Consider the following 20966-nt stretch of genomic DNA (forward strand, 5'->3'; position numbering starts at 1 on the left):
TCACCGTATTTCCAAATCCTTCCAGCGGGTCTTCTCGCTGGTGGCCTGGAAGATCGAAGCCTTGGCCAGCGCTTCGGCTTCCTTGGCGGACGCAATGGCCTTGTCGAATTCGCCGGCATCGGCCGACTTCTTCGCCGCCGCCAGCGTCGCCGCCGTGGTGGTCCATTGGTTGCGCAGCTTGCCGGCCTCCTTGTTGGCGGCGTCAGCCGCGGCGTACGCCGCCTTGAATTCGTCCTCGGAGCCCGCGGCGAGCGTGGGCATAGCACCCGCGGCAAGCAGCACCAGCACCAATGCGGATTTCTGCAACATGTTCCTCATGGCCGCGCCCCCGGACCCGAAATCGGCAGGCCGTTGCTGACATAGGACAGGTAATATTCGACATTGCGATATTCATTGTCCTGCGGGCTGAGCGGCACGCCGCGAATCTGGCTGTTGCAGGTGGTGAAGCGCCGGCTGGTGGTGCCCATGCCGCTCCATTCCGAGCGGTAGATCGGCATCGCGTTGACGATGCCGAGCGCGGGGGCCAGGATTTCGGCGCGGATGCGTTCGCCCGGGCTCTGCACATGGCAGGTGGCGCAGGAAAAATTCAGCTGGCCGCGGCGCGTGTAGAAATATTCCTTGCCGTTCTCGTAGGCCGCAAGCGCGCGGGGATCGTCCGGGATCTTGATGTCCATCGGCTTGCCGCGCGAGGTGAAGGCCATGTAGGCGGTCAGCGCCGCCATTTCGTCCCTGACATAGGAGAACGGTGGCTCGCCGTTGGCCTCGCGGCAGCGGTTCAAGGCCAGTTCAAGCGTGATGACCTTGCCTTCCTTCTCGTCGAAGTAAGGGTAGTTCTGGCGAATACCGATGCCTTTGTTCGGGAAGCAGTCCTCGTAGCTCTTGCCGTTCTTGAACGGCTTGGAAAACATTTCCTTGCCCATTTCGAGCGAGAATTCGTAGGGCGGAAATTGCTCCTTCTCCTGCCACTGCCGGTACAGGTCCTCGTTCATCGAATAGGGGCCGTTGACGAAATCCTCGAGTTTGACCTTCGGGAATTTGTCGGTGAAGAATTTTCTGAACGCCTTGGCGTCGGCGACGGGATCGACCTTGTCGGCCGCGCCTGAGGGCAGGGTGCTCGCAAGCGTCAACACCGCGAGCGCGAGCGCGGCGGAAGCCAGATAGATCGCGGATCGCAGCTTCATTGGATCTTCGCCGTGGTGGTGTCGGTCGCGCCCTTGTTGTCGACCCAGCTGATCTTCAGCTCGTCGCCCTTCTTGCCGCCCTTGAAGGCGAACTTGACGTACGGATCCTTGGAAACGCCGCCGCCCCAGTCGGCCGTGAACACGTTCTTGCCGTCGTATTCGAAGGTGAGTTGCTGGATGAAATGCGCGGGAATGATCTCGCCCTTGGCGTCCTTGACGAAGCCGGAATCCATCGGGTGCTGGATCAGCGCCTGCACCTCGGTGGTCTCGCCGCTCGAAGTGGCGCGCACGCGAATGGTCGATGCCATCTGAATTCTCCTAGCCTATTCCTTGGCGCATGATCTTGTCGAAAAACCGGTGTCTAGTTTCCCGGACGCCCGTTAGCCGCCGCAACCGCCGACGGTGACTTTGACTTCCTTGTTGGCGCTGTAAAGCTTGCCACCGGCTTCCACGACCACGATCACGTTGCTGGTTCGCGCCATCTTGATGCGGTTGGCGACGTTTGGAAGCGTGCCGGCCGGAATTTTGTAGGATGCCACCAGCGCGACCGGATTTTCGCTGACCAGGAACGAGATCGAGGTCACGTCCGCCAGCGTCGTCGTCACCGATATCGGAACCACGGCGCCGTTCTCCGCGATTTCGGGCGCGTCCATCTTGACCTTGTCCGAAGGCTCCGCCGTCTTGCCGTAGAGCGCCTTGATCGCATCGGCTTCGCTCTTGGCCTTGAATGCCGCTTCCGGATATTTGTCGTTGGCCGCGGCCAGCGCCGGCGTCAGGCCGAACGGAAGATTGCCGAGGCCCAAGAGCGCGACCGCGCCTGCACCCTGCAGGATCAGCCGCCGCGTGGCCGAAAATCCGACGTCAGTCATGTCCATCGTCTCCTAAAGCGTGCGTGCGCACGTCACAGCGTCTGCAGGAAATCCACCACCGCGTTGATTTCCTTTTCGGTCAGAATCCGGTTGCGTCCGAACGGAGGCATCACGGTCAGCGGATTGCGCAGCGTTTCATCGTTGAGAATGGCGACGAGATCCTCGCGCTTGGGATACTTGCTCTTGATGTCGACCAGCTCGGGCCCGATCGTGCCGGGCAGGTCGCCGCCCTTGATGACATGACAGGTCAGGCAATTGCCCTTGCCGCGGTCGAAGGCGAGCTTGCGGCCTTCGTCCACCGCGGACTGCGCCTGCGCGATGCCGGTGGAAGCGAACGCGCCGATCATCAGCGCCAGCGTGAACGCCGGGAGCTTTGCGGATTTCGTCAGGGAATGATCGATCACAGGCGTTTCCGTCGTTTCTATTTCGGTTGCATCGTGTCGAGTGGTCCGGTCGTGCGCGGCGTCAGGTTCCTGCCTTCGGCTGTCGACGATATCCTGACATCGGCAGCGTTGACACAAGCGTTCATGCAGGGCTTGGCCATCGTATCGGGTCGCGGGTCGGTCCAGATGAAACTGTCGCGATTACGCATTTTGACTTTCGGCAAGCTGTTGCGATCGGCAACGAAATCATGGGGAACGAGGTCGTTCAGGCTCAGAATATAGGCGGTCAAAGCATAAACGTCATCCGCTGACAATGTGTGCGGCACGGGCATCGGCATGGCGCGGTTAATATAGTCCCAGAGGGTCGGGGCGAACGGCCAGTAGCTGCCGACTGTCGGCTCCGGACGCTCGTCCCGGAGCGACCCGACGCCGCCCACCAGCTTGGGAAAGCGGCCTTCGCCTTCGCCGAAGGTTCCATGACAGGCGGCGCATTGCTCGGCATAGACGTCGGCGCCCCGGTCAACCGTGCCCTTGCCGGGCGGCAGACCAGCGCCGTCCTCGCCACGCACGTCGATGTCCCATCCGGCGATCTGCGCCGGCGTCGCGACGCTGCCGTAACCGAACGAGCCGGGCTCTGCCGCGCCTGCGAGGCCTCCGGCCGCAAGCAGGATGACCACGACGGCCAGGCAAATCTTACGCGAGCTGTACATTGAAGACGCTTCCGTCAGGCTTGATCTGCCAGGTCTGGATCGAATTGTTGTGATAGACCGAGTTCGAGCCGCGCTGCTTTCGCAGCTCCGCAATCCTTGGCTGCACATAACCGGTTTCGTCGATGACGCGGGATGCGACCAGCGCCGGGCGGCCGTCCCAGCGCCAGGGCAGGGTGAACTTTGTGAGTGCCTTCGAAAGCACCGGGTCGTGCAGTCGCGCGCTCTGCCAATTGATCCCGCCATCCATGGAGACGTCGACACGCCTGACCTTGCCGTTGCCCGTCCACGCCAGTCCCCTGATTTCATAGAGGCCGGGCCCATCGAGCGGTTTTTCCGGGCAGGGAAAGGTGATGACGGATTTGGCGTCGATCAGCCAGGTGAAGCCGCGCGAGGTGCCGTCCGGCATCAGGTCGGTGTATTTCGAGGTTTCCTCGCGGGAATGCCATGGCTTGTCGCCGAGCTTGATCCGGCGCAGCCATTTGATGTTGACGTTGCCTTCCCAGCCCGGCACCACCAGCCGCAGCGGATAGCCCTGTTCGGGCCGCAGCGCCTCGCCGTTTTGCGCGTAGACCACGAGACAATCGTCGAGACATTTGTCGAGCGGCAGGCTGCGGTTCATGTGCGCGCCGTCGGCGCCTTCGACCATCGCCCACTTCGCTTCCTTCTTGACGCCGACCTCCTCCAGCAGCGTCGACAGCCGGACGCCGGTCCATTCGGCGCAACTGACCATGCCGTGGCTGAACTGCAGCGAGTTCATCTGCGCGGCGCGCCAGTTCATGCCGCCATTGGCCGGGCATTCGATGAAATGGATGCGCGATATCGATGGGAAGCGCAGGACGTCCTTCATGGTGAGCAGCAGCGGGCGCTCGACCAGCCCGTGGATCATGAGCTTGTGCTGCGCCGGATCGACATCGGGCCGGCCCGCATGGTGGCGCTCGAAGAACAATCCATTGGGTGTGATGATGCCGTGCAGGTCCTGCAACGGCGAAAAGCTTACGGACGATTCCGCGCTGGCGGTGAGCCAGGGGACGTTGCGCCGGATCACGGAGGCTTCGGTATCCGCAGGCCGGCCATAGGGCCGGTCGACCACGCCCGCGCCGATCGATTGCGACCAGGGGGCGTCCGCGGGAGGAGCCTCCTGCACCGGGTCGGCCATGGCGGGTTTGCTGCCGAGGGCGAGGCTGCCGGCCAGCGCAGCGCCGAGGCCAAGAACGCTGCGTCGGCCCAAAGGCGCGTCCGCGCCGGCAAGATCGGAGAGAACAGCTTTGCTGCGTAACGGGTCAGGCCGCACGTTTTCTTCCCCTCGCGGCCGCATCGCCGCATCATTTTTTGCTTTTTTGAACCGCTATCGACATTTGCTAATTTAGTCAATGCTAAATAAAGGCCGGGACGTTAGTATGTCATGTGTGCTTCGGAGGCACGGAAAACCATCCCGGATTGGACACCATGAGAGCAGCCGCGGCGGCAGCCAAAGAGACGCAATCCGCCCCCGGCGCTGACGATGCGGCGGCCCTGAAGATGCTGGCGAAGCAGGCCGGCGAAGCAGCCCAACTCCTGAAAATGCTCGCCAACGAAAAGCGCTTGTTGATCCTCTGCTTTCTGGCCGTGCGCGGCGAGATGACGGTCGGGGAACTGGTCGGCATCGTCAAGCTGAGCCAGTCCGCATTGTCGCAGCATCTGGCGAAATTGCGCGCCGATGGTCTGGTCGAATTCCGGCGAGCGTCCCAGACACTGCATTATCGCGTGGCCGATGAGCGTGCATTGCGCCTGCTGCAGGTGCTGAAAGAGATTTATTGTAGCGAACTGAAGTGACGCCAGCGGCGTTTCAGGCCCACAACGATTTTCAGACGAGGCGGCAATGGCCGAATATGTGGTGGAGTTCGGCAAGGATGGCCGGCCGGTCGAACCGGACGGCCGGCTCGATGCGGCGGCGTTCCACCGCAACCATGAGCCGATCTGGGCGGTGCTGCAGACATTCCTCGCCGGCAAATCCGGTGACGTGGTGGAGGCCGGCAGCGGCACCGGCCAGCATGTCGTTCATTTTGCAAGGCATACACCCGGCATCATCTGGTGGCCGAGCGATCTCAACGAGCGGCACCTGCAGAGCATCGAAGCGTGGCGCGCGCATTCGGCCTTGCTGAACATCCGTCCGCCGCAGCGGATCGATCTCACCGATCCCGCCTGGTCTTCGGCTATGCGCGACGGCGGCGGTCCGGCCGAATTGCTGGCGGTGTTCTGCGCCAACGTGATCCACATCGCGCCATGGCGCGTGACTGAGGGCTTGTTCGCCGGCGCAGGCCGCTATCTGCGCGCCGACGGCCGGCTGTTTCTCTATGGCCCGTTCAAGCGCGAGGGCAAACACACCGCGATGAGCAATGCCGTGTTCGACACCAGCCTGCGCGAGCAGGATGCCGAATGGGGCGTGCGCGACATCGTCGATCTCGAAAAGCTCGCCGCTGGCGCGGACCTCGCATTGATCGAAACCGTGCCAATGCCGGCCAACAACATGATTTTGGTTTTCGGGCGGTAGCGCCTTTCCCCGCCTTAATGATAGGCGAGGCACCACCCTGGCCCACGAAGCCAGCAGCGCTCGTCGGCAACGTCCTCGTCTCGATACAATCGTGTGACCTTTTGCCAGCCGCCATGGGTAAAGGCTTCGGCAAGCGCGCGTTCGGACGCCTCGTCGCGGCTGCCGGCGCAGGGGAAGATCGCAACCGGCGAAATCCATTGCGCCAGATAGTTCGCGGCTGTTCGCTCAATTCGGAATACGGCGCCGGCACTCGCCATGCGCTCCGGCGCTATGCCGCCAAATCCCTGATCTGACGTCATCGGCATGATCAGGCGGCCGCCGTCGGCAAGGCCATCGAGCCAGCGTGTGGCCGGCCGCGTGCAGCCGGCATTGACATAGATGACATCGGCGGCATCGAACGGCACCTGCGTGCCGTCGCCTTCAATCACTGCGACGTTCGCATAGGCCGCCAGGTTGGCCCTGGCACGCGCGGCAAGGTTCCCATCATACTCGATTCCCGTTACCCGCCCTGACGGCCCGACGAGATGTGCGAGGATCGCCGTGTAATAGCCCGTGCCAGTTCCAACATGGACCACGTGCTGGCCGGCGGCGGGTAATGCCTGATGGATAAGGTGGGCGTGCAACGACGGTTGCCCGTTGTTGACATGGCGCTCGGGCACAAGCGCGACCAGATCGTCGGTATAGAGATAGATCGGGTCGGCGTCGGGTGTCGGCACATAGTTGCGTAGCCACCGGAGCACCAGCCATGGACCGGGGCCGACAAAGTCCTCGCGGGGAATGGCCGCAAGCGCCTGAGCGAGACCCGCATTGGCGACGCTTGCGGCGGCAAGTACCTGCTTGGCGTATGCGGCACGGACGATGCGGAGCTCGGCTTGCGCGTCCATTTTGCACTCCATCCTGGCTCATGCTACTGTTGTGTGATTTGACACACCATCATGTGTGTTAAATAGCATAATCGTCGGGAGGAGGCCAGATTGAAGAAGCGGCTTTATCCGGCCGTGCTGGAGCGCGGTCCGCGCGGCGCGCTTGGCGCGTGGTTTCCCGATTTTCCGGGCTGCGTTGCCGGCGGGCGGTCGCAGGAGGAGGCGATCGAGAAGGCGGAGGGCGCGCTGGCGCGAGCCGTGGACGGGATGGCCGAGCAGGGCAGGGCGCTGCCGGAGCCGACGCCGATCGAGCGGATCGCGTTGCCAAAGGGCGCGGACGTCGTCGCTTATTTCATCGTCGGAGTCGATCCGCCCGATCCGTCCGAGCGGGTGAACGTCTATTTGCCGAAGAGCCTGGTTGCGCGGATCGATAAGCGCGCCACGGAGTTCGGCATGAGCCGCTCCAGCTTCTTCGGCCTCGCCGCCACGATTGCGCTCGATTGGAGTCCGGGCTTCCCGCACCGCCTCGTGGATCCTCGCTCAAAAGTCCACAAGACCGGTGCGGTGCGAGCCCAAAGGAAATCGGGCAAGAAGCGGCCGTGAGAGGGCGTTTTGGTGAGGTGGGGTGGCGAAACGCTACGCGGCGTTATCCGCCCAGCCGATCTTGTTCCTCAGGAATGTGTAGCCGAGCGCGATGAATCCGGCGCGCTCGCGGTTGTCCTTGCCGTAGCCGTGACCGCCGGCCGCCGGCTCGTAGAACCAGGCTTCGTATCCCATCGCCTGCAGCTTGGCCGCCATCTTGCGGGCGTGGCCGGGATGCACGCGGTCGTCGCGGCGCGTGGTGGCGATCAGGATCGGCGGGTAGTTCTGGCCTGGTATTGCGGTGTGATAGGCGGAATAGGTTTTCAGCCACTCCCATTCGGCGGGCTTGTCGGGATCGCCATATTCGGCGATCCAGCTCGCGCCCGCGAGCAACTTGGTGTAGCGGCGCATGTCGATCAGGGGAATCGTACAGAACAGCGCGCCGAATCTTTCGGGGTAACGCACCAGCATGTTGGTGATCAGGATGCCGCCGTTCGATCCGCCTTCGGCGGCAATTCTGCTGGCGCGCGTCACGCCGCGTTTGACGAGGTCGGCGGCCACGGCTGCGAAATCATCATGCGCCAGCCGTTTTCCAGCGTAACGGCCGGCATCATGCCAGCGCGTGCCGAACTCGCCACCGCCGCGGATATTGGCCTGCACCGTGGTGCCGCCGCGCTCCAGCCACAGCTTGCCCAGCGCGGAATTGTAATATGGCTTCACCGCGTGGCCGAAGCCGCCATAGGCACTCATATAGACCGGGGCGTCGCCGGTTTCGGCGGCGGGACCGGTCTGCACATAGGGAATGCGCTCGCCGTCTATCGAAATCGTCTCATGGCGGGTGACGACGAGTCCGTCGGCGGAAAAGGTCTTTGGCGCCTGCTTCAGGATAGCGGGGCTGGCGACGCCCTCGAGCAGTAGCAGCGAAGGCGGCGTCACCGGATCCTGCACATTGGCGAGCAGGTCGCCATTGCTCTCGGCTTCGTGGCGGTCGAGCCGCCAGACATCGACCACGCCGATTTCGGGAAGGCCCTGCAGTTCTGCGCGCATCCATCCGCTTGCCGAAGGTGTGCAGATTTCGAACACCGGGCGCAATTCGTCGAGGATCGACAAGACGAGTTTGCCGTCCGTCCAGAAAAAGCCCTGCAACGCCCGCCGCGGCTGCGGCTCGAAAACAAGGGTGAAGTTGCGGTCGCCGGCCAGGAAGGCGGACAGCGAGATGCCAAGCACGCTGTCGGGCGCGTAGGTCTTGCCCGCGACCGTCCAGGCGCCGCGCAATTTCACGGCCAGCCAGTCGTTATGCGCTTCCAGCCAGATGTCGGTCGGCAGGTCGAGCTTTGTGCGCGGACCGGCCTCGGTGCCGAGCCAGAGATTGAGGTTGAAGAAATCGATCCGATCGATGAACCACATCCGCGGCGTCGGGCCGGTGTCATCGACGCTGCAGTACGCGGCCATCCGGTCGGCCGGCACTTCGAACAGCACCGGCGCGCGTTCCACGGGTTCGCCGCGGCGCCACAGCCGGACGGTTTTCGCGTAGCCGGAAGTCGTCGCCATGCCCTCGCCGAGGGCGCTCGAGAGCAGGAGCGTGTCGGCGTCGATCCATTCGACGCCACTTTTGGCTTCCGGCAGGGTGAATCCGCCCGTGACGAAAGCCTTGGTGTCCAGATCGAATTCCCGCAGCGTCACCGCGTCGCTGCCGCCTCGCGAAAGCGCGACGATCACGCGCGAGTTTCCCGGCAGCGGTTGGGTCCAGTTGAGCAGCCAATCCTTGTCCTCCTCGGCGGCGAGGCGGTCGATGTCCAGCAACGGCTCCCAGGCCGGCTCCGCGTTGCGAAAATCAGCAAGCGTCGTGCGCCGCCAGAGGCCGCGCGGATTTTTGGCATCCTTCCAGAGATTGTAGACGGACCCGCCGTGGCGCGTGACATAGGGAATGTTGTCGCTTCGGTCGTAGATCGCCGCGAGCGTATCGCGATCCGTCTCGAACTGCCGCCCGCCGAAAGCTTCCAGCGTCAGCCGGCTTTGCCGGTCGACATAGTCGAGCGCGCGTTCGCCTTCGACTTCCTCGAGCCAGAGATAGGGATCATCGTCGGGCGCGGCGATGGTCGGCCTGTCGTCGATTGCCATGGCTTGAACTCCAGGAGGTGCCGGTCGCTTGTAGCGCAACAGGCATGATCGGGGCGACCCTCGATGTAGGCTGTCGCCGGTGTGCTGTCCAATGTGCGCCTCTCGCATAGCGAGCGCCCGTTTGCGCCGGTTGATCGCGTCCCCTCGCGTCTTCATAGTGGCCCGCAATGAATCGATAAGGCTCCCCGCCCGGGGCCTGCCGGGCGGGAAGGCCGATGCTGGATACGACTGCTGCCGTAGAGGTAACCAACGACGCACGCGCGCGTGCCAACGTGCTGCGGCTCGCCGCGGCGCAGGCGCTGACCGGCGCCAATTCGGCTGTCATCTTCGCCACCGGATCGATCGTCGGCGCGACGCTGGCGCCGACCGTCTCGCTCGCCACCGTGCCGATCTCGATGTATGTGCTGGGCCTCGCCGCGGGCACGCTGCCGACCGGCGCGATCTCCCGCGCCTATGGCCGCCGTATCGCCTTCATCATCGGCACCTTCTGCGGCGTGCTGACCGGCGCCCTCGGCGCGGCCGCGATCCTGCATGGATCGTTCTGGCTGTTTTGCTTCGCGACCTTTCTCGGCGGGCTCTATGGCGCGGTGGCGCAATCCTATCGCTTCGCCGCGGCCGATGGCGCCAGCATTTCGTTCCGTCCCAAGGCCCTGTCCTGGGTGATGGCGGGCGGCGTGTTCGCCGGCGTGCTTGGCCCGCAGCTCGTGCAGTGGACCATGGATATCTGGCCGCCCTATCTGTTTGCCTTCAGCTTCGTCATGCAGGCCGTCGTTGCACTGGTGGCGATGGCGGTGCTCTCTGGCGTCGACGCGCCGAAGCCGGCGCCATCGGACATGCATGGCGGCCGGCCGCTGTTTACGATCGCGCGGCAGCCGCGGTTCATCGCCGCCGCCCTATGCGGGGTGATCGCCTATCCGATCATGAATCTCGTGATGACCTCGGCGCCGCTCGCCATGAAGATGTGCGGGCTCACCGTCAGCGATTCCAATTTCGGCATTCAATGGCACATCGTGGCGATGTACGGGCCGAGCTTCTTCACGGGCTCGCTGATCGCGCGCTTCGGCGCGCCAAGGATCGTGGCGCTCGGCCTGCTGCTGGAAGCCGCAGCGGCGGGCATCGGCCTTTCCGGTATCACCGCGATGCATTTCTGGGCGACGTTGATCGTGCTCGGGGTGGGGTGGAACTTTGCATTTATTGGCGCCTCGGCGCTGGTGCTGGAGACGCATCGGCCGCAGGAGCGCAACAAGGTGCAGGCCTTCAACGATTTCCTGGTGTTCGGGATGATGGCGCTGGGCTCGTTCTCTTCAGGCCAGTTGCTGGCGCATTACGGCTGGTCGATGGTAAACATGGTGGTGTTCCCGCCGGTGCTGCTCGGCCTTGCAGTCCTGTCGTTTGCGTCATTCGCAAAGCGCCGCGCGAAGCTGCAGGCGGCTGGCGAGATTCCCGGTTCGGGTATCTGATTTTTAGTTGATTGCTGGAGGCACCATGCCGTCGCGCGCCCGTCTCGATGAATTCATTGCAGTCGTCGTCTCCGGCGATCATGCCGGCGCCATCGAGCGCTTCTACACCGAGGACGCCAGCATGCAGGAGAATGCCGCTCCGCCCCGCGTCGGCCGCGATCTCCTGGTGGCGCATGAGCGCGCGGTGCTGGAACGGGTCAAGAGCGTGACGTCGATCTGCGTCGCCTCGGTGGTCGAGGGTGATCGCGTCGCGATCAACTGGGTGTTCGAGTTCGTCTATCATTCCGGCAAGACCGGACGGTTCGACGAAGTGGCGCTGCAGGAATGGCGCGGCGACAAGGTCTTTCGCGAGCGGTTCTTCTACGACCCGTCGAAGCCGACCACCTAGTTGCCATCTGCTGACAGTTCGGTGTCCGTCGAATTGATGGGCCTTGCAGCGTTGTTCGCTGTTGCCGACATGTGCCGGGCAAACGCGGCAATGACGAGACCGCAACGAAGGGACATCTCTTGGACGCCCGCAACTACATGCCTCCTGACGAAACTTCGATCCGCTACGACGGCTGGCGCATCGTGGCCGTGTGCTTCCTGCTGGCGACCTTCGGTTGGGCCTTCGGCTTCTACGGCCAGAGCGTCTATGTCGCCGAGTTGCAGCGGTTGCACGGCTGGCCGGCGTCGCTGATCTCTTCGGGCACGACGTTCTTCTACCTGTCGGGCGCGGCGCTGGTCGCCTTTGTCAGCGAGGCGATCAAGGGGTTCGGGCCCCGGAATTGCATGATCGCGGGCATCTGCACAATGGCTTTGGCCGCGATTTCGATCGGCCAGGTCCGCGAGCCCTGGCAACTCTATCTCGCCAACGCCGTGCTTGCCTTCGGCTGGGCCGGCACCAGCCTCGGCATGATCACCAACACCCTCGGCCTCTGGTTCGACAAAAGGCGCGGCATGGCGATCAGCCTGGCGCTGAACGGCGCGAGTTTTGGCGGCATTGTCGGTGTGCCCTTGATGGTCATGGCGATCGGCACTTTCGGCTTCCCCGGCGCGATGACTGCGTCGGCGCTGGTAATGGTCGCGGTGATGGTTCCCGTGATCATGCTATCCGTCGGGCGGCCGCCGGTTCATGCAAGCGCTGGCGATGTCGACGCCGCGGACGCGCCGTCGCCGACGCAAATTCGCGCACGGGCATTTCGCGATATCGGCTTCCTCTCGGTGTCAGCGGCGTTCGCGCTGGTGCTGTTCGCGCAGGTCGGCTTCATCGTGCACCTGATCGCGTTTCTGGATTCGGCGATCGGGCGGCAACAGGCGGCGATTGCGATGGCACTGTTGACCGCGATGGCGGTGGTCGGTCGCGTGCTGTTTTCATTCGTGATCGACCGGATGAACCAGCGGCTGGCGTCTTCGCTCTCTTTTGTGAGCCAAGCCGTGGCCCTTCTGATCGTCATCAACGTGCATCATGACTACGCGCTGATCGCCGCCTGCGCGCTGTTCGGCTTCTCGGTCGGCAATCTGATCACGCTGCCGGCGCTGATCGTTCAGCGCGAGTTCGACCCGCGTTCGTTCGGCGTGCTGGTCAGTTTGATCACGGCGATCAACCAGATCACCTACGCGTTCGGCCCCGGCGTGGTCGGCCTGCTGCACGATCTCTCGGGAAGCTACACGCTGCCATTCTATGGCTGCATCGCAGTGGAGCTGACGGCGGCTGTGCTGGTGATGATACGGGGGCGGCAGGCAGCGAAGTCGTAGCCCGGATGTCGCTGCGCTCATCCGGCGTTCGTCATTGCGAGCGGAGCGAAGCAATCCATTTCTCCGCGAAGGAAGTATGGATTGCTTCGTCGCTTCGCTCCTCGCAATGACGGTGAGAGCTAGGTCTGTCGCTGCCGCAGCAACTCCTCGAGATCCAACCTTTTCGTGAACATCGCGAGCGATCCATCCGGCGCACGCGGCCATTCTTCCTTCGGCCGGTCGCAGTAGAGCTCCACACCGTTCTGGTCGGGATCGCGCAAATAGAGCGCCTCGCTGACGCCGTGATCGCTGGCGCCATCAAGCTCGATGCCGGCCTCGATCACGCGATACAGCGCATCCGCCAGCGCCGGGCGGTTGGGATAGAGAATGGCGGTGTGAAACAGCCCGGTGGCATCAGGCGGCGGAGGGTGGCCGCCTTTGCTTTCCCAGGTGTTGAGCCCGATATGGTGGTGATAGCCGCCCGCCGAAATGAACGCCGCGCCGGAGCCCATCCGCTGCATCACCTCAAAGCCGAGCACGCCGCAATAGAAGCTAAGGGCGCGTTCGAGATCGGCGACCTTGAGATGGACATGCCCAATGCGGGTGCCGGCGATGATGGGTGGGTTCTGGGGCATGTTGCCTCCTGTGACTCTTAACCTCGCCCCGCTTGCGGGGAGAGGTCGAACATTACGCGAAGCGGAAAGGTCGGGTGAGGGATACAGGTCTATCGGGAGGTCACAATTTGCGGAGGCCCCTCACCCTGACCCTCTCAGAGCGAGCTTTGGAAGAGAGATCACGCCAGATCCGACACCTCACCATCCGGCAGTCCAAATTCAAACGTGTTCAGCGTCATCGACACCATCGTGTAATAACCGCACAGCCCGATCACCTCGACGACCCCGCGTTCGGTGAGCACTTTGACGGCCTCGTCATACAGCACCTGCGAGACGCCTTTGCCCTCATGGAGCGATTTGGCAAGGTCATAGATCATCTGGCCCTTGGGATCATCGAATGTCGGCGTGCGGCGATCGCGGATGTCCTCGATGATCCTGGGGTCCATGCCGCCCTTCAGCGCCAGCCGCTTATGCGCGAACCATTCATAATGCGAGGTCCAGTGCCGCGCGGTGACGAGGATTGCGATCTCGGAGAGCTTTGCGGGAAACATGGTGTTGAAACGAAGTTGCTCACCAAGCCGCGTGGCGTGCCGCGCCATGTCCGGGCTGTTGAGCCAGGCCATCATCGGCGCCGGCGGGGCTCCACGCTTGCCTGATATCGCTTCGTCGTAGGTTTCTTTTTGTTCGGGGCTCATTTCGCCAGGCGAAAGCAACTTCAACCGCATGCCCGTTTCCTCTTGTTTTTCAATCGCTACGGCTTTGCGCATACACCTGATCGGGCGTCGTGACCACCGTCCGTCGGCATGGGCTGATGCCAGACATATGTTGAATTCCGCAATGCGACGGCTAAGGTCGGTTGCAAATATCCCACATGGAAACGCCATCATGTCCGATCTGGATAATTTTCGCCGTGAAACCCGCGCCTGGCTGGAGGCCAATTGCCCGCCGGAGATGCGGCGTCCGATGACCTCGGAGGACGACACCTATTGGGGCGGGCGTAACGCCAAATTCTCGTCCGAACCGCAGCGCGTCTGGTTCGAGCGGATGCGCGACAAGGGCTGGACCGTGCCGGATTGGCCGACGGAATATGGCGGCGGAGGGCTCGATCGCGCCGAGCACAAGGTGCTGCGCGAGGAGATGTCGGCAATGGGCGCACGCTCGCCGCTGTCGAGTTTTGGCACCTGGATGCTCGGGCCGGCGCTCTTGAAGTACGGCAACGAGGCGCAGAAGAAGGAGCATCTGCCAAAAATCGCCGCCGGCCTGATCCGCTGGTGCCAGGGCTATTCCGAGCCGAACGCCGGATCGGACCTCGCCTCGCTGCAGACCCGTGCCGAGAGCGACGGCGACGACTACGTCATTACCGGCCAGAAGATCTGGACCTCCTACGCGAACTACGCCGACTGGATCTTCTGCCTGGTGCGGACCGATCCCACGGCGAAGAAGCACGACGGCATCAGTTTCATCCTGTTCGACATGGCCTCGAAGGGCGTATCGACCAAACCCATTCTCCTGATCTCGGGCTATTCGCCGTTCTGCGAAACCTTCTTCGACAATGTCCGCGTGCCGAAATCGCATGTGGTCGGCACCGTCAACCGCGGCTGGGATGTCGCGAAATATCTGTTGCAGCATGAGCGGGCGATGATCTCGGGCACTGGAGAGCGCGGTGTCGGCCGTCCGCTCGGGCAGGTCACCGCCGACTCCGTCGGAAGCGATGATTCCGGTCGGCTCGACGATGCCATGCTGCGCAGCCAGATATCGACCTTCGACATCGATGAGGCTGCGTTTGCAGCCGTGGCCGAGCGTGCCGTTGATCTGGCGAAGGCCGGGCAATCGCATCCGGCGTTCTCCTCGGCGATGAAGTATTACGGCACCGAACTCAACAAGCGCCGCCATGAAATCCTGATGTCGGCCGGCGGCATCGACGCGCTGGAGTGGGAAAGCGAGCGCTCCCGAGGCGGCGCACGCCCACGTGCCTGGCTGCGCACCAAGGCCAACTCGATCGAAGGCGGCACCAGCGAGGTGATGCTCGGCATCGTCGCCAAGCGCATCCTCGATCTGCCGGGGGCGTAGTGCCCAACCTCTCTCGTCGTCCCTGTGAAAGCAGGGACCCATAACCACCGCTGTTAAGTGTTGATTGTGACGCTAACTCCAATCCTACTCGACAGGCCGCGGCGTATGGGTCCCTGCGTTCGCAGGGACGACGAAAAAGCTTAATTCACCTCTGAAGCGGATATTCCCAATGGCCCTCGTCCTCACCGAAGAACAATCCATGCTGCGCGACAGCGCGCGCGGCCTTATCAGCGACAAGGCGCCGGTGGCGCACCTGCGCAGCTTGCGCGACGGCAAGGACGCAACGGGCTTTTCCCGCGACCTCTGGAAGGCGTTTGCCGAGATGGGCTTTTCCGGATTGCTGGTCCCTGAAAATCTCGGCGGCAGCGGGCTTGGCTGTGTCGAGGCCGGCGTGGTGATGGAGGAAATCGGCCGCAACCTGATGCCGTCGCCGTTTCTCTCGACAGCCGTGCTGGCGGTGTCCGCGCTGGCGCGCGGCGGCAGCGAAGCGCAGAAATCGGCGCACCTGCCGAAGATTGCTGACGGCTCGCTGCTGGCTGCGTTTGCGATCGACGAAGGCGCAAAACATCGTCCGCTGCAGACCAAACTGCAGGCGGTGCGATCGGGGAACGGTTTCAAGCTCAATGGCGCCAAGGCTCTCGTGGTCGACGGTCATACCGCCGATCTCCTGATCGTCGCCGGCCGCACCGGCGCCGCCGCCGGTGAGCGCAACGGGCTGACGCTGTTCCTGGTCGATCCCAAGGCCAAGGGCGTCGCGATCGAACGCACGGTGATGGTCGATGCGCATAACGCCGCCAGGATCGAATTCGTCAATGTCGAGGTCGATGCCGATCACGTGCTCGGCGAAGTCGATCAGGGCGCGGCGCTGCTGGACGGCGTGCTCAATATCGGCCGCGGCGCGGTGGCTTCCGAAATGGTGGGCTTAAGCGAAGAGGTGTTCGGCCGCACCGTGACCTATCTGAAAGAGCGCAAGCAGTTCGGCAAATTGATCGGCGAATTCCAGGCGCTGCAGCACCGCGCAGCCCAGCTCTACATCGACATCGAGATCACCCGGGCCGCCGTGCTGAAGGCGCTGCAGACGCTTGATGGGGATTTCGAGCACGCCGGCGCGGCTGTCGCCGTTGCAAAGGCCCGCGCCGGGACGACCGCGACGCTGGCGGTGCAGGAGGGCGTGCAGATGCATGGCGGCATGGGCATGACCGACCAGTTCGACATCGGCTTCTTCATGAAGCGGGCGCGGGTCTGCCAGGAATTGTTCGGCGACAGCAATTACCACGCCGATCAGCTGGCGCGGATGAAGAGTTATTGAGATTGTTGTGGGGCACGGGAGCCGCGCCTCACACACCGCCGTCATCACCCGCGAAGGCGGGTGATCCAGTACGCCGCGGCTTCTCGGTCAATTACGACGTCTCTGGAATACTGGGTCACCCGCCTTCGCGGGTGACGACGGTTGTGGGCGTTGATAGACCTTACCTGATCGGCGGCGCGTACTGGATACCGCCATTGCTCCAGAGCGAATTCAGCCCGCGCGGAATCTTCAGTCTCGACCCTTCGCCGACATTACGGTCGTAAACCTCGCCGTAATTGCCGACATGGCGGATGATACGGGCGGCCCAGTCCTTGGGCAGGCCGAGGTCTTCACCGTAGCTGCCTTCGGTGCCGACCAGCCGCATCACGTCGGGCTTCTTCGACTTCAGCGCCTCGTCGATGTTCTTCGAGGTGACGCCGAGTTCCTCGGCGTTGATCATCGCATACAGTGTCCACTTCACGATCATCATCCAGTCGTCGTCGCGCTGCCGCACCACGGGTGCGAGCGGCTCCTTGGAGATGACGTCGGGCAGGATGACGTGGTCGTTCGGCTGGATGAGGTTCAACCGAAGTGCGTAGAGCTGGGAGACGTCGGCGGTGAAGGTGTCGCACTTGCCGCCCTCATAGGCCTTGAGCACCTCTTCCAGCTTGGAAAATTTGACTTCCGTGTATTTCATGTTGTTGGCGCGGAAATAGTCGGCGAGGTTGAGCAGCGTCGTCGTGCCCTCCTGCACGCAAACCTTGCTGTTGTTGAGGTCCAGCGCCGAATCGATGTTGCGCGAGCGCGGCAGCATGAAGCCCTGGCCGTCATAATAGGCGACCGCCGGGAAATAGAGGTCGTAGTTGGTTTCGCGCGACATGCTCCAGGTCGAGTTGCGGGAGAGGATGTCGACCTTGCGGCTCTGCAGCTCCTTGAAGCGTTCGCTGGCGTCGAGCGGCAGGAATTTCGCCTTCTTGGGATCGTCGAAAATGGCGGCGGCCACCGCACGGCAGAAATCGACGTCGAAGCCGGTCCAGTCACCCTTGTCATCGGGGATCGAGAAGCCGGGCAGGCCCTTGTTGACGCCGCACAGCACGTCGCCGCGGCGGATGGTCCGCTTCAGGGTCTTGGTGTCGTAACGTTCATAGGTGATCGCGCCAGCCGCGACCGCGATTGCGACCGCCAGCCCGATGAGGAGGCCGCCTCGGAATGTCCGTAGCATTTTTTCAACTCACAATTTCAGGGAAATGAATCGGCTTTGAGAGACCGCGTCGCAATTACAGTTCCGGCTTTTGCCGGATAATCACCTTGGTGCCGACCGGGACACGTTCGTAGAGATCGGCGACGTCGGCGTTGACCAGGCGGAAGCAGCCGGAAGAGACCGCGGTGCCGATGGTGTCAGGCCGGTTGGTGCCGTGGATGCGGTAGACGGTGGTGCCGAGATACATCGCGCGCGCACCGAGCGGGTTGCCGGGCCCACCGGCCATGAAGCGCGGCAGATAGGGCTGACGCGCGATCATCTCGGGTGGCGGTGTCCAGTCCGGCCACTCCGCCTTGCGCGTGATGTTCACGAGCCCCTGCCACTGAAACCCTTCGCGGCCGACGCCGATGCCGTAGCGCAATGCGCGGCCGTTGCCCTGAACCAGATAAAGATGGCGCTCGGCGGTGACCACGATGATGGTGCCCGGCGCTTCATTGGTGCGATAGAGCACCGCGGTCTTCCTGAACTGCGGATCGAGTTCGACGGAGTCGTCCGCGATGAGCCCCGGCTGGTCGCCGACGTCGGGCTGCCGCGTCTGCGCCTGGCCCTGCGGGACCGAAAGGACCAGACCGCCTGCAGCGATCACCATCCAGATCAGGTGCCGAAATTTCGTCATCGCAAACTCTCCTCGCGGCGTTGGCTAAATCAGCGGAACCATCAAATCTCAGGGCCAGCTTGATGGCAAGTTTAGGGCGAATGAGGCGGATAGGTGACTGAAATGTCTTCTATTTTCGTCAACCGCCCTGTTCATGGGATGTCCAGATTTGGCCTATTTCGGCGCGATCCACAGCCGCAGGCCAAACGAAATCAGCGCCACGGTGCCGACGCCGCCGAGCCAAAGCGCGGCGAACCACAGCAGGCGCTGTGTCAGGGGGCGCGCGTTTGGCTCCGTCGGCTTCAATGATACCCGCTCTCAGGTTTGACCTTGCCGCGAAACACCCAATAGGCCCACGCGGTATAGCCGAGGATCAGCGGGATCAGCACGGCGACGCCGAACAGCATGAAGATCTGGCTGTTCTCCGGCGCCGCCGCCTGCCAGATCGTGATGCTCTGCGGCACGATATAGGGAAACATGCTGATGCCGAGGCCGGCGTAGGACAGCCCGAACAAAGCCAGCGTCAGAAAGAACGGCTGGTAGTCGTATTTTTTGGCGAGGCTGCGCAGCAATAGCGCGGTGATGACGGCCACCGCGATCGGCACCTGCGCGGTCAGGAGGACGCTCGGCCACTCGAACCAGCGCCGCGCGTACTGCACGTGCAGGAATGGCGTCGCAATACTGACCGCGCCGATCGCGCCAAGCATCGCCAGCAACAGGATCCAGCTTAAATGATAGGCGCGGTCGCGCAATTCACCCTCGGTCTTCATGACCAGCCATGTCGCGCCCAACAGCGAATAGCCGATCACCAGCGACAGGCCGGTCAGAACGCTGAACGGCGTCAGCCAATCCCACCAGCCGCCGGCATATTGACGGCCCTCGACGTGGATGCCTTGCAGGATGGCGCCGAGCGCAATGCCCTGCGCCAGCGTCGCCACCAGCGATCCGCCGAAGAACGCGATGTCCCACTTGTTCCGTTCCTTTGTCGTGCGCCAGCGGAATTCAAAGGCGACGCCGCGAAACACCAGGCCGAGCAGCATTGCGATCATGGGCGTGTAGAGCGCCGGCATCAGCACCGCATAGGCCAGCGGAAAGGCGGCCATCATGCCGCCGCCGCCAAGAACGAGCCAGGTTTCGTTGCCGTCCCAGACCGGGGCGACGCTGTTCATGATGACGTCGCGATCGCGCTTCTCCGGAAACAGCGGGAACAGGATGCCGAGGCCGAGGTCGAAGCCGTCCATCACGACATAGACGAACACGGCAAAGGCGATGATGAAGGCCCAGATGATGGCGAGGTCGATTGGGATCATCGGGCGGCTCCCTCGGTTGCCGCGCCTGCAGCGGGCGTGATGCCGGCCGAGCGGATCGGAACTTCGTGCGACGGCCCCTGTTCGCCGGGATGCGGCGGGGCCGCCATCAGGCGCAGCAGATAGATCACGCCGGCCGTGAACACGGCGAAATAGACGATGATGAAGGCGATCAGCGAGGAGGCAATCGCAGGCGCCGCCAGCGGCGAAGCGGATTCAACCGTGCGCAATAGTCCGTACACGGTGTAGGGCTGCCGCCCGGTCTCGGTGGTGATCCAGCCCGCAAGCACGGCAATAAAACCCGCGGGAGCCATCGCGACCGCAAACATGTGCAGCAGCCGGGAATCGTACAGCGTGCCGCGCACGCGCATCAACAGGCTGAGCAGGCCGAGCGCCAGCATGAGCAATCCCATGCCGACCATGATCCGGAACGACCAGAACGTGATCGGCACCGGCGGCCAGTTTTCGCGCGGCACCGTGTCGAGGCCGGCCATCGGCGCGTCGGGCGAGTGCTTGAGGATCAGCGAACCCAGCTTCGGCACTTCGATCGCATAGTCGACCCTGCCGGCGGCCTGGTTCGGCAGGCCGAACAGGATCAGGGGTGCGCCGTCCTTGTGGCTCTGGAAATGGCCTTCCATCGCCATGATCTTCACCGGCTGATGTTCCAGTGTGTTGAGCCCATGCTGATCGCCGGCGAGAATCTGGATCGGCGCCACTAAAGTGGCCATCCACATCGCCATCGAAAACATCACGCGCGGGCCGGCGAGGTGGCGGTCGCGCAACAGGTGCCAGGCGCCGACCGCGCCGACCACCAGCGCGGTGGTCAGGTAGGCCGCCAGCACCATGTGCACGAGACGGTAAGGGAATGACGGGTTGAAGATCACTTGCAGCCAGTCGGCGGCGATGAACTGCCCGTCGGCATTGACGGCGTGACCGGTCGGCGTCTGCATCCAGGAATTGGCGGACAGAATCCAGAACGCCGAAATCAGCGTGCCGATCGCGACCATCAGCGTCGCCATGAAATGCAGCCTGTGGCCGACGCGTTCGAGGCCGAACAGCATCACGCCGAGGAAGCCTGCCTCGAGGAAGAACGCGGTGAGCACCTCATAGGCCATCAGCGGCCCGATCACCGGGCCGGTCTTGTCGGAAAAGGCCGACCAGTTGGTGCCGAACTGGTAGGACATCACGATGCCCGACACCACGCCCATGCCGAAGGCGACAGCAAAGATTTTCAGCCAGTAGTTGAACAGGTTGATGAAGACTTCGCGCCCGGTCCACAACCACAGCGCTTCGAGCACCGCCAGATAGCTCGCGAGCCCGATCGAGAAGGCCGGAAACACGATGTGGAACGACATCGTGAATGCGAATTGTGCCCGGGCCAATACGACCGCATCCCAGCCTTCGAACATCCGCACC

Annotated in this window: 24 protein-coding genes; 8 read left to right on the top strand and 16 right to left on the bottom strand. The window is 63.2% G+C overall.

Annotated features, from left to right (window positions below; all coding sequences use genetic code 11):
• The 7 genes from ACVWVY_RS08575 to soxC form a co-directional block, all read right to left on the bottom strand.
• On the bottom strand, positions 1 to 318 hold the full coding sequence (locus ACVWVY_RS08575; RefSeq protein ID WP_456625968.1) for a hypothetical protein: 318 nt from the start codon (positions 316 to 318) through the stop codon (positions 1 to 3).
• A complete protein-coding gene (gene soxA, locus ACVWVY_RS08580; protein ID WP_456625969.1) occupies positions 315 to 1181 on the bottom strand; it encodes a sulfur oxidation c-type cytochrome SoxA in 867 nt (288 codons plus the stop codon). The genes ACVWVY_RS08575 and soxA overlap by 4 nt, the downstream gene beginning before the upstream one ends.
• A complete protein-coding gene (gene soxZ, locus ACVWVY_RS08585) occupies positions 1178 to 1489 on the bottom strand; it encodes a thiosulfate oxidation carrier complex protein SoxZ (protein ID WP_456625970.1) in 312 nt (103 codons plus the stop codon). Before soxZ ends, soxA begins: the two co-directional genes overlap by 4 nt.
• A gap of 72 nt (positions 1490 to 1561) precedes the next feature.
• Positions 1562 to 2050 (bottom strand): thiosulfate oxidation carrier protein SoxY, encoded by a 489-nt coding sequence (soxY, locus tag ACVWVY_RS08590; RefSeq protein WP_456625971.1) that lies wholly within the window; start codon positions 2048 to 2050, stop codon positions 1562 to 1564.
• 32 nt (positions 2051 to 2082) lie between these two features.
• Complete coding sequence (gene soxX, locus ACVWVY_RS08595) at positions 2083 to 2397, bottom strand: sulfur oxidation c-type cytochrome SoxX (protein WP_456632145.1); 315 nt, start codon at positions 2395 to 2397, stop codon at positions 2083 to 2085.
• A 74-nt stretch (positions 2398 to 2471) separates the two neighbouring features.
• Positions 2472 to 3143, bottom strand: a complete 672-nt coding sequence (locus ACVWVY_RS08600) for a c-type cytochrome (RefSeq protein ID WP_456625972.1) — start codon at positions 3141 to 3143, stop codon at positions 2472 to 2474.
• Positions 3127 to 4434, bottom strand: coding sequence for a sulfite dehydrogenase (gene soxC, locus ACVWVY_RS08605; protein ID WP_456625973.1), 1308 nt, complete (start codon positions 4432 to 4434; stop codon positions 3127 to 3129). Before soxC ends, ACVWVY_RS08600 begins: the two co-directional genes overlap by 17 nt.
• A 227-nt stretch (positions 4435 to 4661) precedes the next feature.
• Here soxC and ACVWVY_RS08610 point away from each other — a divergent pair, with 227 nt between their 5' ends.
• Both ACVWVY_RS08610 and ACVWVY_RS08615 read left to right on the top strand, forming a co-directional pair.
• On the top strand, positions 4662 to 4955 hold the full coding sequence (locus tag ACVWVY_RS08610) for an ArsR/SmtB family transcription factor (protein ID WP_456632146.1): 294 nt from the start codon (positions 4662 to 4664) through the stop codon (positions 4953 to 4955).
• Positions 4956 to 5001: 46 nt separating this feature from the next.
• Positions 5002 to 5673: a DUF938 domain-containing protein gene (locus tag ACVWVY_RS08615; RefSeq protein WP_456625974.1), complete on the top strand. Its 672-nt coding sequence runs from the start codon at positions 5002 to 5004 to the stop codon at positions 5671 to 5673.
• Positions 5674 to 5687: 14 nt separating this feature from the next.
• Here ACVWVY_RS08615 and ACVWVY_RS08620 read toward each other — a convergent pair whose 3' ends face one another.
• On the bottom strand, positions 5688 to 6557 hold the full coding sequence (locus ACVWVY_RS08620; protein ID WP_456625975.1) for a protein-L-isoaspartate O-methyltransferase family protein: 870 nt from the start codon (positions 6555 to 6557) through the stop codon (positions 5688 to 5690).
• A 90-nt stretch (positions 6558 to 6647) separates the two neighbouring features.
• Here ACVWVY_RS08620 and ACVWVY_RS08625 point away from each other — a divergent pair, with 90 nt between their 5' ends.
• Positions 6648 to 7139 carry a type II toxin-antitoxin system HicB family antitoxin gene (locus tag ACVWVY_RS08625; protein WP_456625976.1) on the top strand — a complete coding sequence of 164 codons (492 nt, stop codon included), beginning with the start codon at positions 6648 to 6650 and terminating at the stop codon, positions 7137 to 7139.
• Positions 7140 to 7172: 33 nt separating this feature from the next.
• Here ACVWVY_RS08625 and ACVWVY_RS08630 read toward each other — a convergent pair whose 3' ends face one another.
• Positions 7173 to 9239: a prolyl oligopeptidase family serine peptidase gene (locus ACVWVY_RS08630; RefSeq protein WP_456625977.1), complete on the bottom strand. Its 2067-nt coding sequence runs from the start codon at positions 9237 to 9239 to the stop codon at positions 7173 to 7175.
• A gap of 215 nt (positions 9240 to 9454) precedes the next feature.
• On the opposite strand from ACVWVY_RS08630, the gene ACVWVY_RS08635 reads away from it, so the two are divergent.
• The 3 genes from ACVWVY_RS08635 (at position 9455) to ACVWVY_RS08645 (ending at position 12436) form a co-directional block, all read left to right on the top strand.
• Positions 9455 to 10699 carry an MFS transporter gene (locus tag ACVWVY_RS08635; protein ID WP_456625978.1) on the top strand — a complete coding sequence of 415 codons (1245 nt, stop codon included), beginning with the start codon at positions 9455 to 9457 and terminating at the stop codon, positions 10697 to 10699.
• Positions 10700 to 10724: 25 nt separating this feature from the next.
• Positions 10725 to 11087 (top strand): nuclear transport factor 2 family protein, encoded by a 363-nt coding sequence (locus tag ACVWVY_RS08640; RefSeq protein ID WP_456625979.1) that lies wholly within the window; start codon positions 10725 to 10727, stop codon positions 11085 to 11087.
• 137 nt (positions 11088 to 11224) lie between these two features.
• Complete coding sequence (locus tag ACVWVY_RS08645; protein ID WP_456632147.1) at positions 11225 to 12436, top strand: MFS transporter; 1212 nt, start codon at positions 11225 to 11227, stop codon at positions 12434 to 12436.
• A 119-nt stretch (positions 12437 to 12555) separates the two neighbouring features.
• On the opposite strand, the gene ACVWVY_RS08650 is transcribed toward ACVWVY_RS08645, so the two are convergent.
• A complete protein-coding gene (locus tag ACVWVY_RS08650) occupies positions 12556 to 13050 on the bottom strand; it encodes a VOC family protein (RefSeq protein WP_456625980.1) in 495 nt (164 codons plus the stop codon).
• A gap of 158 nt (positions 13051 to 13208) precedes the next feature.
• The gene (locus tag ACVWVY_RS08655; RefSeq protein WP_456625981.1) at positions 13209 to 13754 is read right to left on the bottom strand and encodes a carboxymuconolactone decarboxylase family protein; all 546 of its coding nucleotides are present in this window, start codon (positions 13752 to 13754) and stop codon (positions 13209 to 13211) included.
• Positions 13755 to 13914: 160 nt separating this feature from the next.
• Between ACVWVY_RS08655 and ACVWVY_RS08660 the strand changes: the two genes are divergently transcribed.
• Positions 13915 to 15099: an acyl-CoA dehydrogenase family protein gene (locus ACVWVY_RS08660; protein ID WP_456625982.1), complete on the top strand. Its 1185-nt coding sequence runs from the start codon at positions 13915 to 13917 to the stop codon at positions 15097 to 15099.
• Between the two features lie 169 nt (positions 15100 to 15268).
• Complete coding sequence (locus ACVWVY_RS08665) at positions 15269 to 16408, top strand: acyl-CoA dehydrogenase family protein (protein ID WP_456625983.1); 1140 nt, start codon at positions 15269 to 15271, stop codon at positions 16406 to 16408.
• Positions 16409 to 16568: 160 nt separating this feature from the next.
• Here the strand turns inward: ACVWVY_RS08665 and ACVWVY_RS08670 are convergent, their stop codons facing one another.
• The 5 genes from ACVWVY_RS08670 to ACVWVY_RS08690 form a co-directional block, all read right to left on the bottom strand.
• Positions 16569 to 17609 (bottom strand): amino acid ABC transporter substrate-binding protein, encoded by a 1041-nt coding sequence (locus ACVWVY_RS08670; RefSeq protein WP_456625984.1) that lies wholly within the window; start codon positions 17607 to 17609, stop codon positions 16569 to 16571.
• Positions 17610 to 17664: 55 nt separating this feature from the next.
• Positions 17665 to 18264 (bottom strand): L,D-transpeptidase, encoded by a 600-nt coding sequence (locus ACVWVY_RS08675; RefSeq protein WP_456625985.1) that lies wholly within the window; start codon positions 18262 to 18264, stop codon positions 17665 to 17667.
• Between the two features lie 153 nt (positions 18265 to 18417).
• Positions 18418 to 18549 carry a DUF2474 domain-containing protein gene (locus ACVWVY_RS08680; protein ID WP_456625986.1) on the bottom strand — a complete coding sequence of 44 codons (132 nt, stop codon included), beginning with the start codon at positions 18547 to 18549 and terminating at the stop codon, positions 18418 to 18420.
• Positions 18546 to 19553, bottom strand: coding sequence for a cytochrome d ubiquinol oxidase subunit II (gene cydB / locus ACVWVY_RS08685; protein WP_456625987.1), 1008 nt, complete (start codon positions 19551 to 19553; stop codon positions 18546 to 18548). The genes ACVWVY_RS08680 and cydB overlap by 4 nt, the downstream gene beginning before the upstream one ends.
• Entirely contained in the window at positions 19550 to 20959 is a 1410-nt protein-coding gene (locus ACVWVY_RS08690) for a cytochrome ubiquinol oxidase subunit I (RefSeq protein WP_456625988.1), read from the bottom strand. Before ACVWVY_RS08690 ends, cydB begins: the two co-directional genes overlap by 4 nt.
• Between the last annotated feature and the right edge of the window lie 7 nt (positions 20960 to 20966).

Source organism: Bradyrhizobium sp. URHC0002, from assembly GCF_054059515.1.

Coding starts and splice junctions, on each gene's coding strand:
- ACVWVY_RS08630 (WP_456625977.1), bottom strand. CDS start 9,239: ATGGCAATCGACGACAGGCCGACCATCGCCGCGCCCGACGATGATCCC.
- ACVWVY_RS08655 (WP_456625981.1), bottom strand. CDS start 13,754: ATGCGGTTGAAGTTGCTTTCGCCTGGCGAAATGAGCCCCGAACAAAAA.
- ACVWVY_RS08660 (WP_456625982.1), top strand. CDS start 13,915: ATGTCCGATCTGGATAATTTTCGCCGTGAAACCCGCGCCTGGCTGGAG.
- soxZ (WP_456625970.1), bottom strand. CDS start 1,489: ATGGCATCGACCATTCGCGTGCGCGCCACTTCGAGCGGCGAGACCACC.
- ACVWVY_RS08600 (WP_456625972.1), bottom strand. CDS start 3,143: ATGTACAGCTCGCGTAAGATTTGCCTGGCCGTCGTGGTCATCCTGCTT.
- cydB (WP_456625987.1), bottom strand. CDS start 19,553: ATGATCCCAATCGACCTCGCCATCATCTGGGCCTTCATCATCGCCTTT.
- ACVWVY_RS08635 (WP_456625978.1), top strand. CDS start 9,455: ATGCTGGATACGACTGCTGCCGTAGAGGTAACCAACGACGCACGCGCG.
- ACVWVY_RS08650 (WP_456625980.1), bottom strand. CDS start 13,050: ATGCCCCAGAACCCACCCATCATCGCCGGCACCCGCATTGGGCATGTC.
- soxA (WP_456625969.1), bottom strand. CDS start 1,181: ATGAAGCTGCGATCCGCGATCTATCTGGCTTCCGCCGCGCTCGCGCTC.
- ACVWVY_RS08665 (WP_456625983.1), top strand. CDS start 15,269: ATGGCCCTCGTCCTCACCGAAGAACAATCCATGCTGCGCGACAGCGCG.
- soxY (WP_456625971.1), bottom strand. CDS start 2,050: ATGACTGACGTCGGATTTTCGGCCACGCGGCGGCTGATCCTGCAGGGT.
- ACVWVY_RS08610 (WP_456632146.1), top strand. CDS start 4,662: ATGCTGGCGAAGCAGGCCGGCGAAGCAGCCCAACTCCTGAAAATGCTC.
- ACVWVY_RS08645 (WP_456632147.1), top strand. CDS start 11,225: ATGCCTCCTGACGAAACTTCGATCCGCTACGACGGCTGGCGCATCGTG.
- ACVWVY_RS08675 (WP_456625985.1), bottom strand. CDS start 18,264: ATGACGAAATTTCGGCACCTGATCTGGATGGTGATCGCTGCAGGCGGT.
- soxX (WP_456632145.1), bottom strand. CDS start 2,397: ATGATCGGCGCGTTCGCTTCCACCGGCATCGCGCAGGCGCAGTCCGCG.
- ACVWVY_RS08615 (WP_456625974.1), top strand. CDS start 5,002: ATGGCCGAATATGTGGTGGAGTTCGGCAAGGATGGCCGGCCGGTCGAA.
- ACVWVY_RS08640 (WP_456625979.1), top strand. CDS start 10,725: ATGCCGTCGCGCGCCCGTCTCGATGAATTCATTGCAGTCGTCGTCTCC.
- ACVWVY_RS08670 (WP_456625984.1), bottom strand. CDS start 17,609: ATGCTACGGACATTCCGAGGCGGCCTCCTCATCGGGCTGGCGGTCGCA.
- ACVWVY_RS08620 (WP_456625975.1), bottom strand. CDS start 6,557: ATGGACGCGCAAGCCGAGCTCCGCATCGTCCGTGCCGCATACGCCAAG.
- ACVWVY_RS08690 (WP_456625988.1), bottom strand. CDS start 20,959: ATGTTCGAAGGCTGGGATGCGGTCGTATTGGCCCGGGCACAATTCGCA.
- ACVWVY_RS08575 (WP_456625968.1), bottom strand. CDS start 318: ATGAGGAACATGTTGCAGAAATCCGCATTGGTGCTGGTGCTGCTTGCC.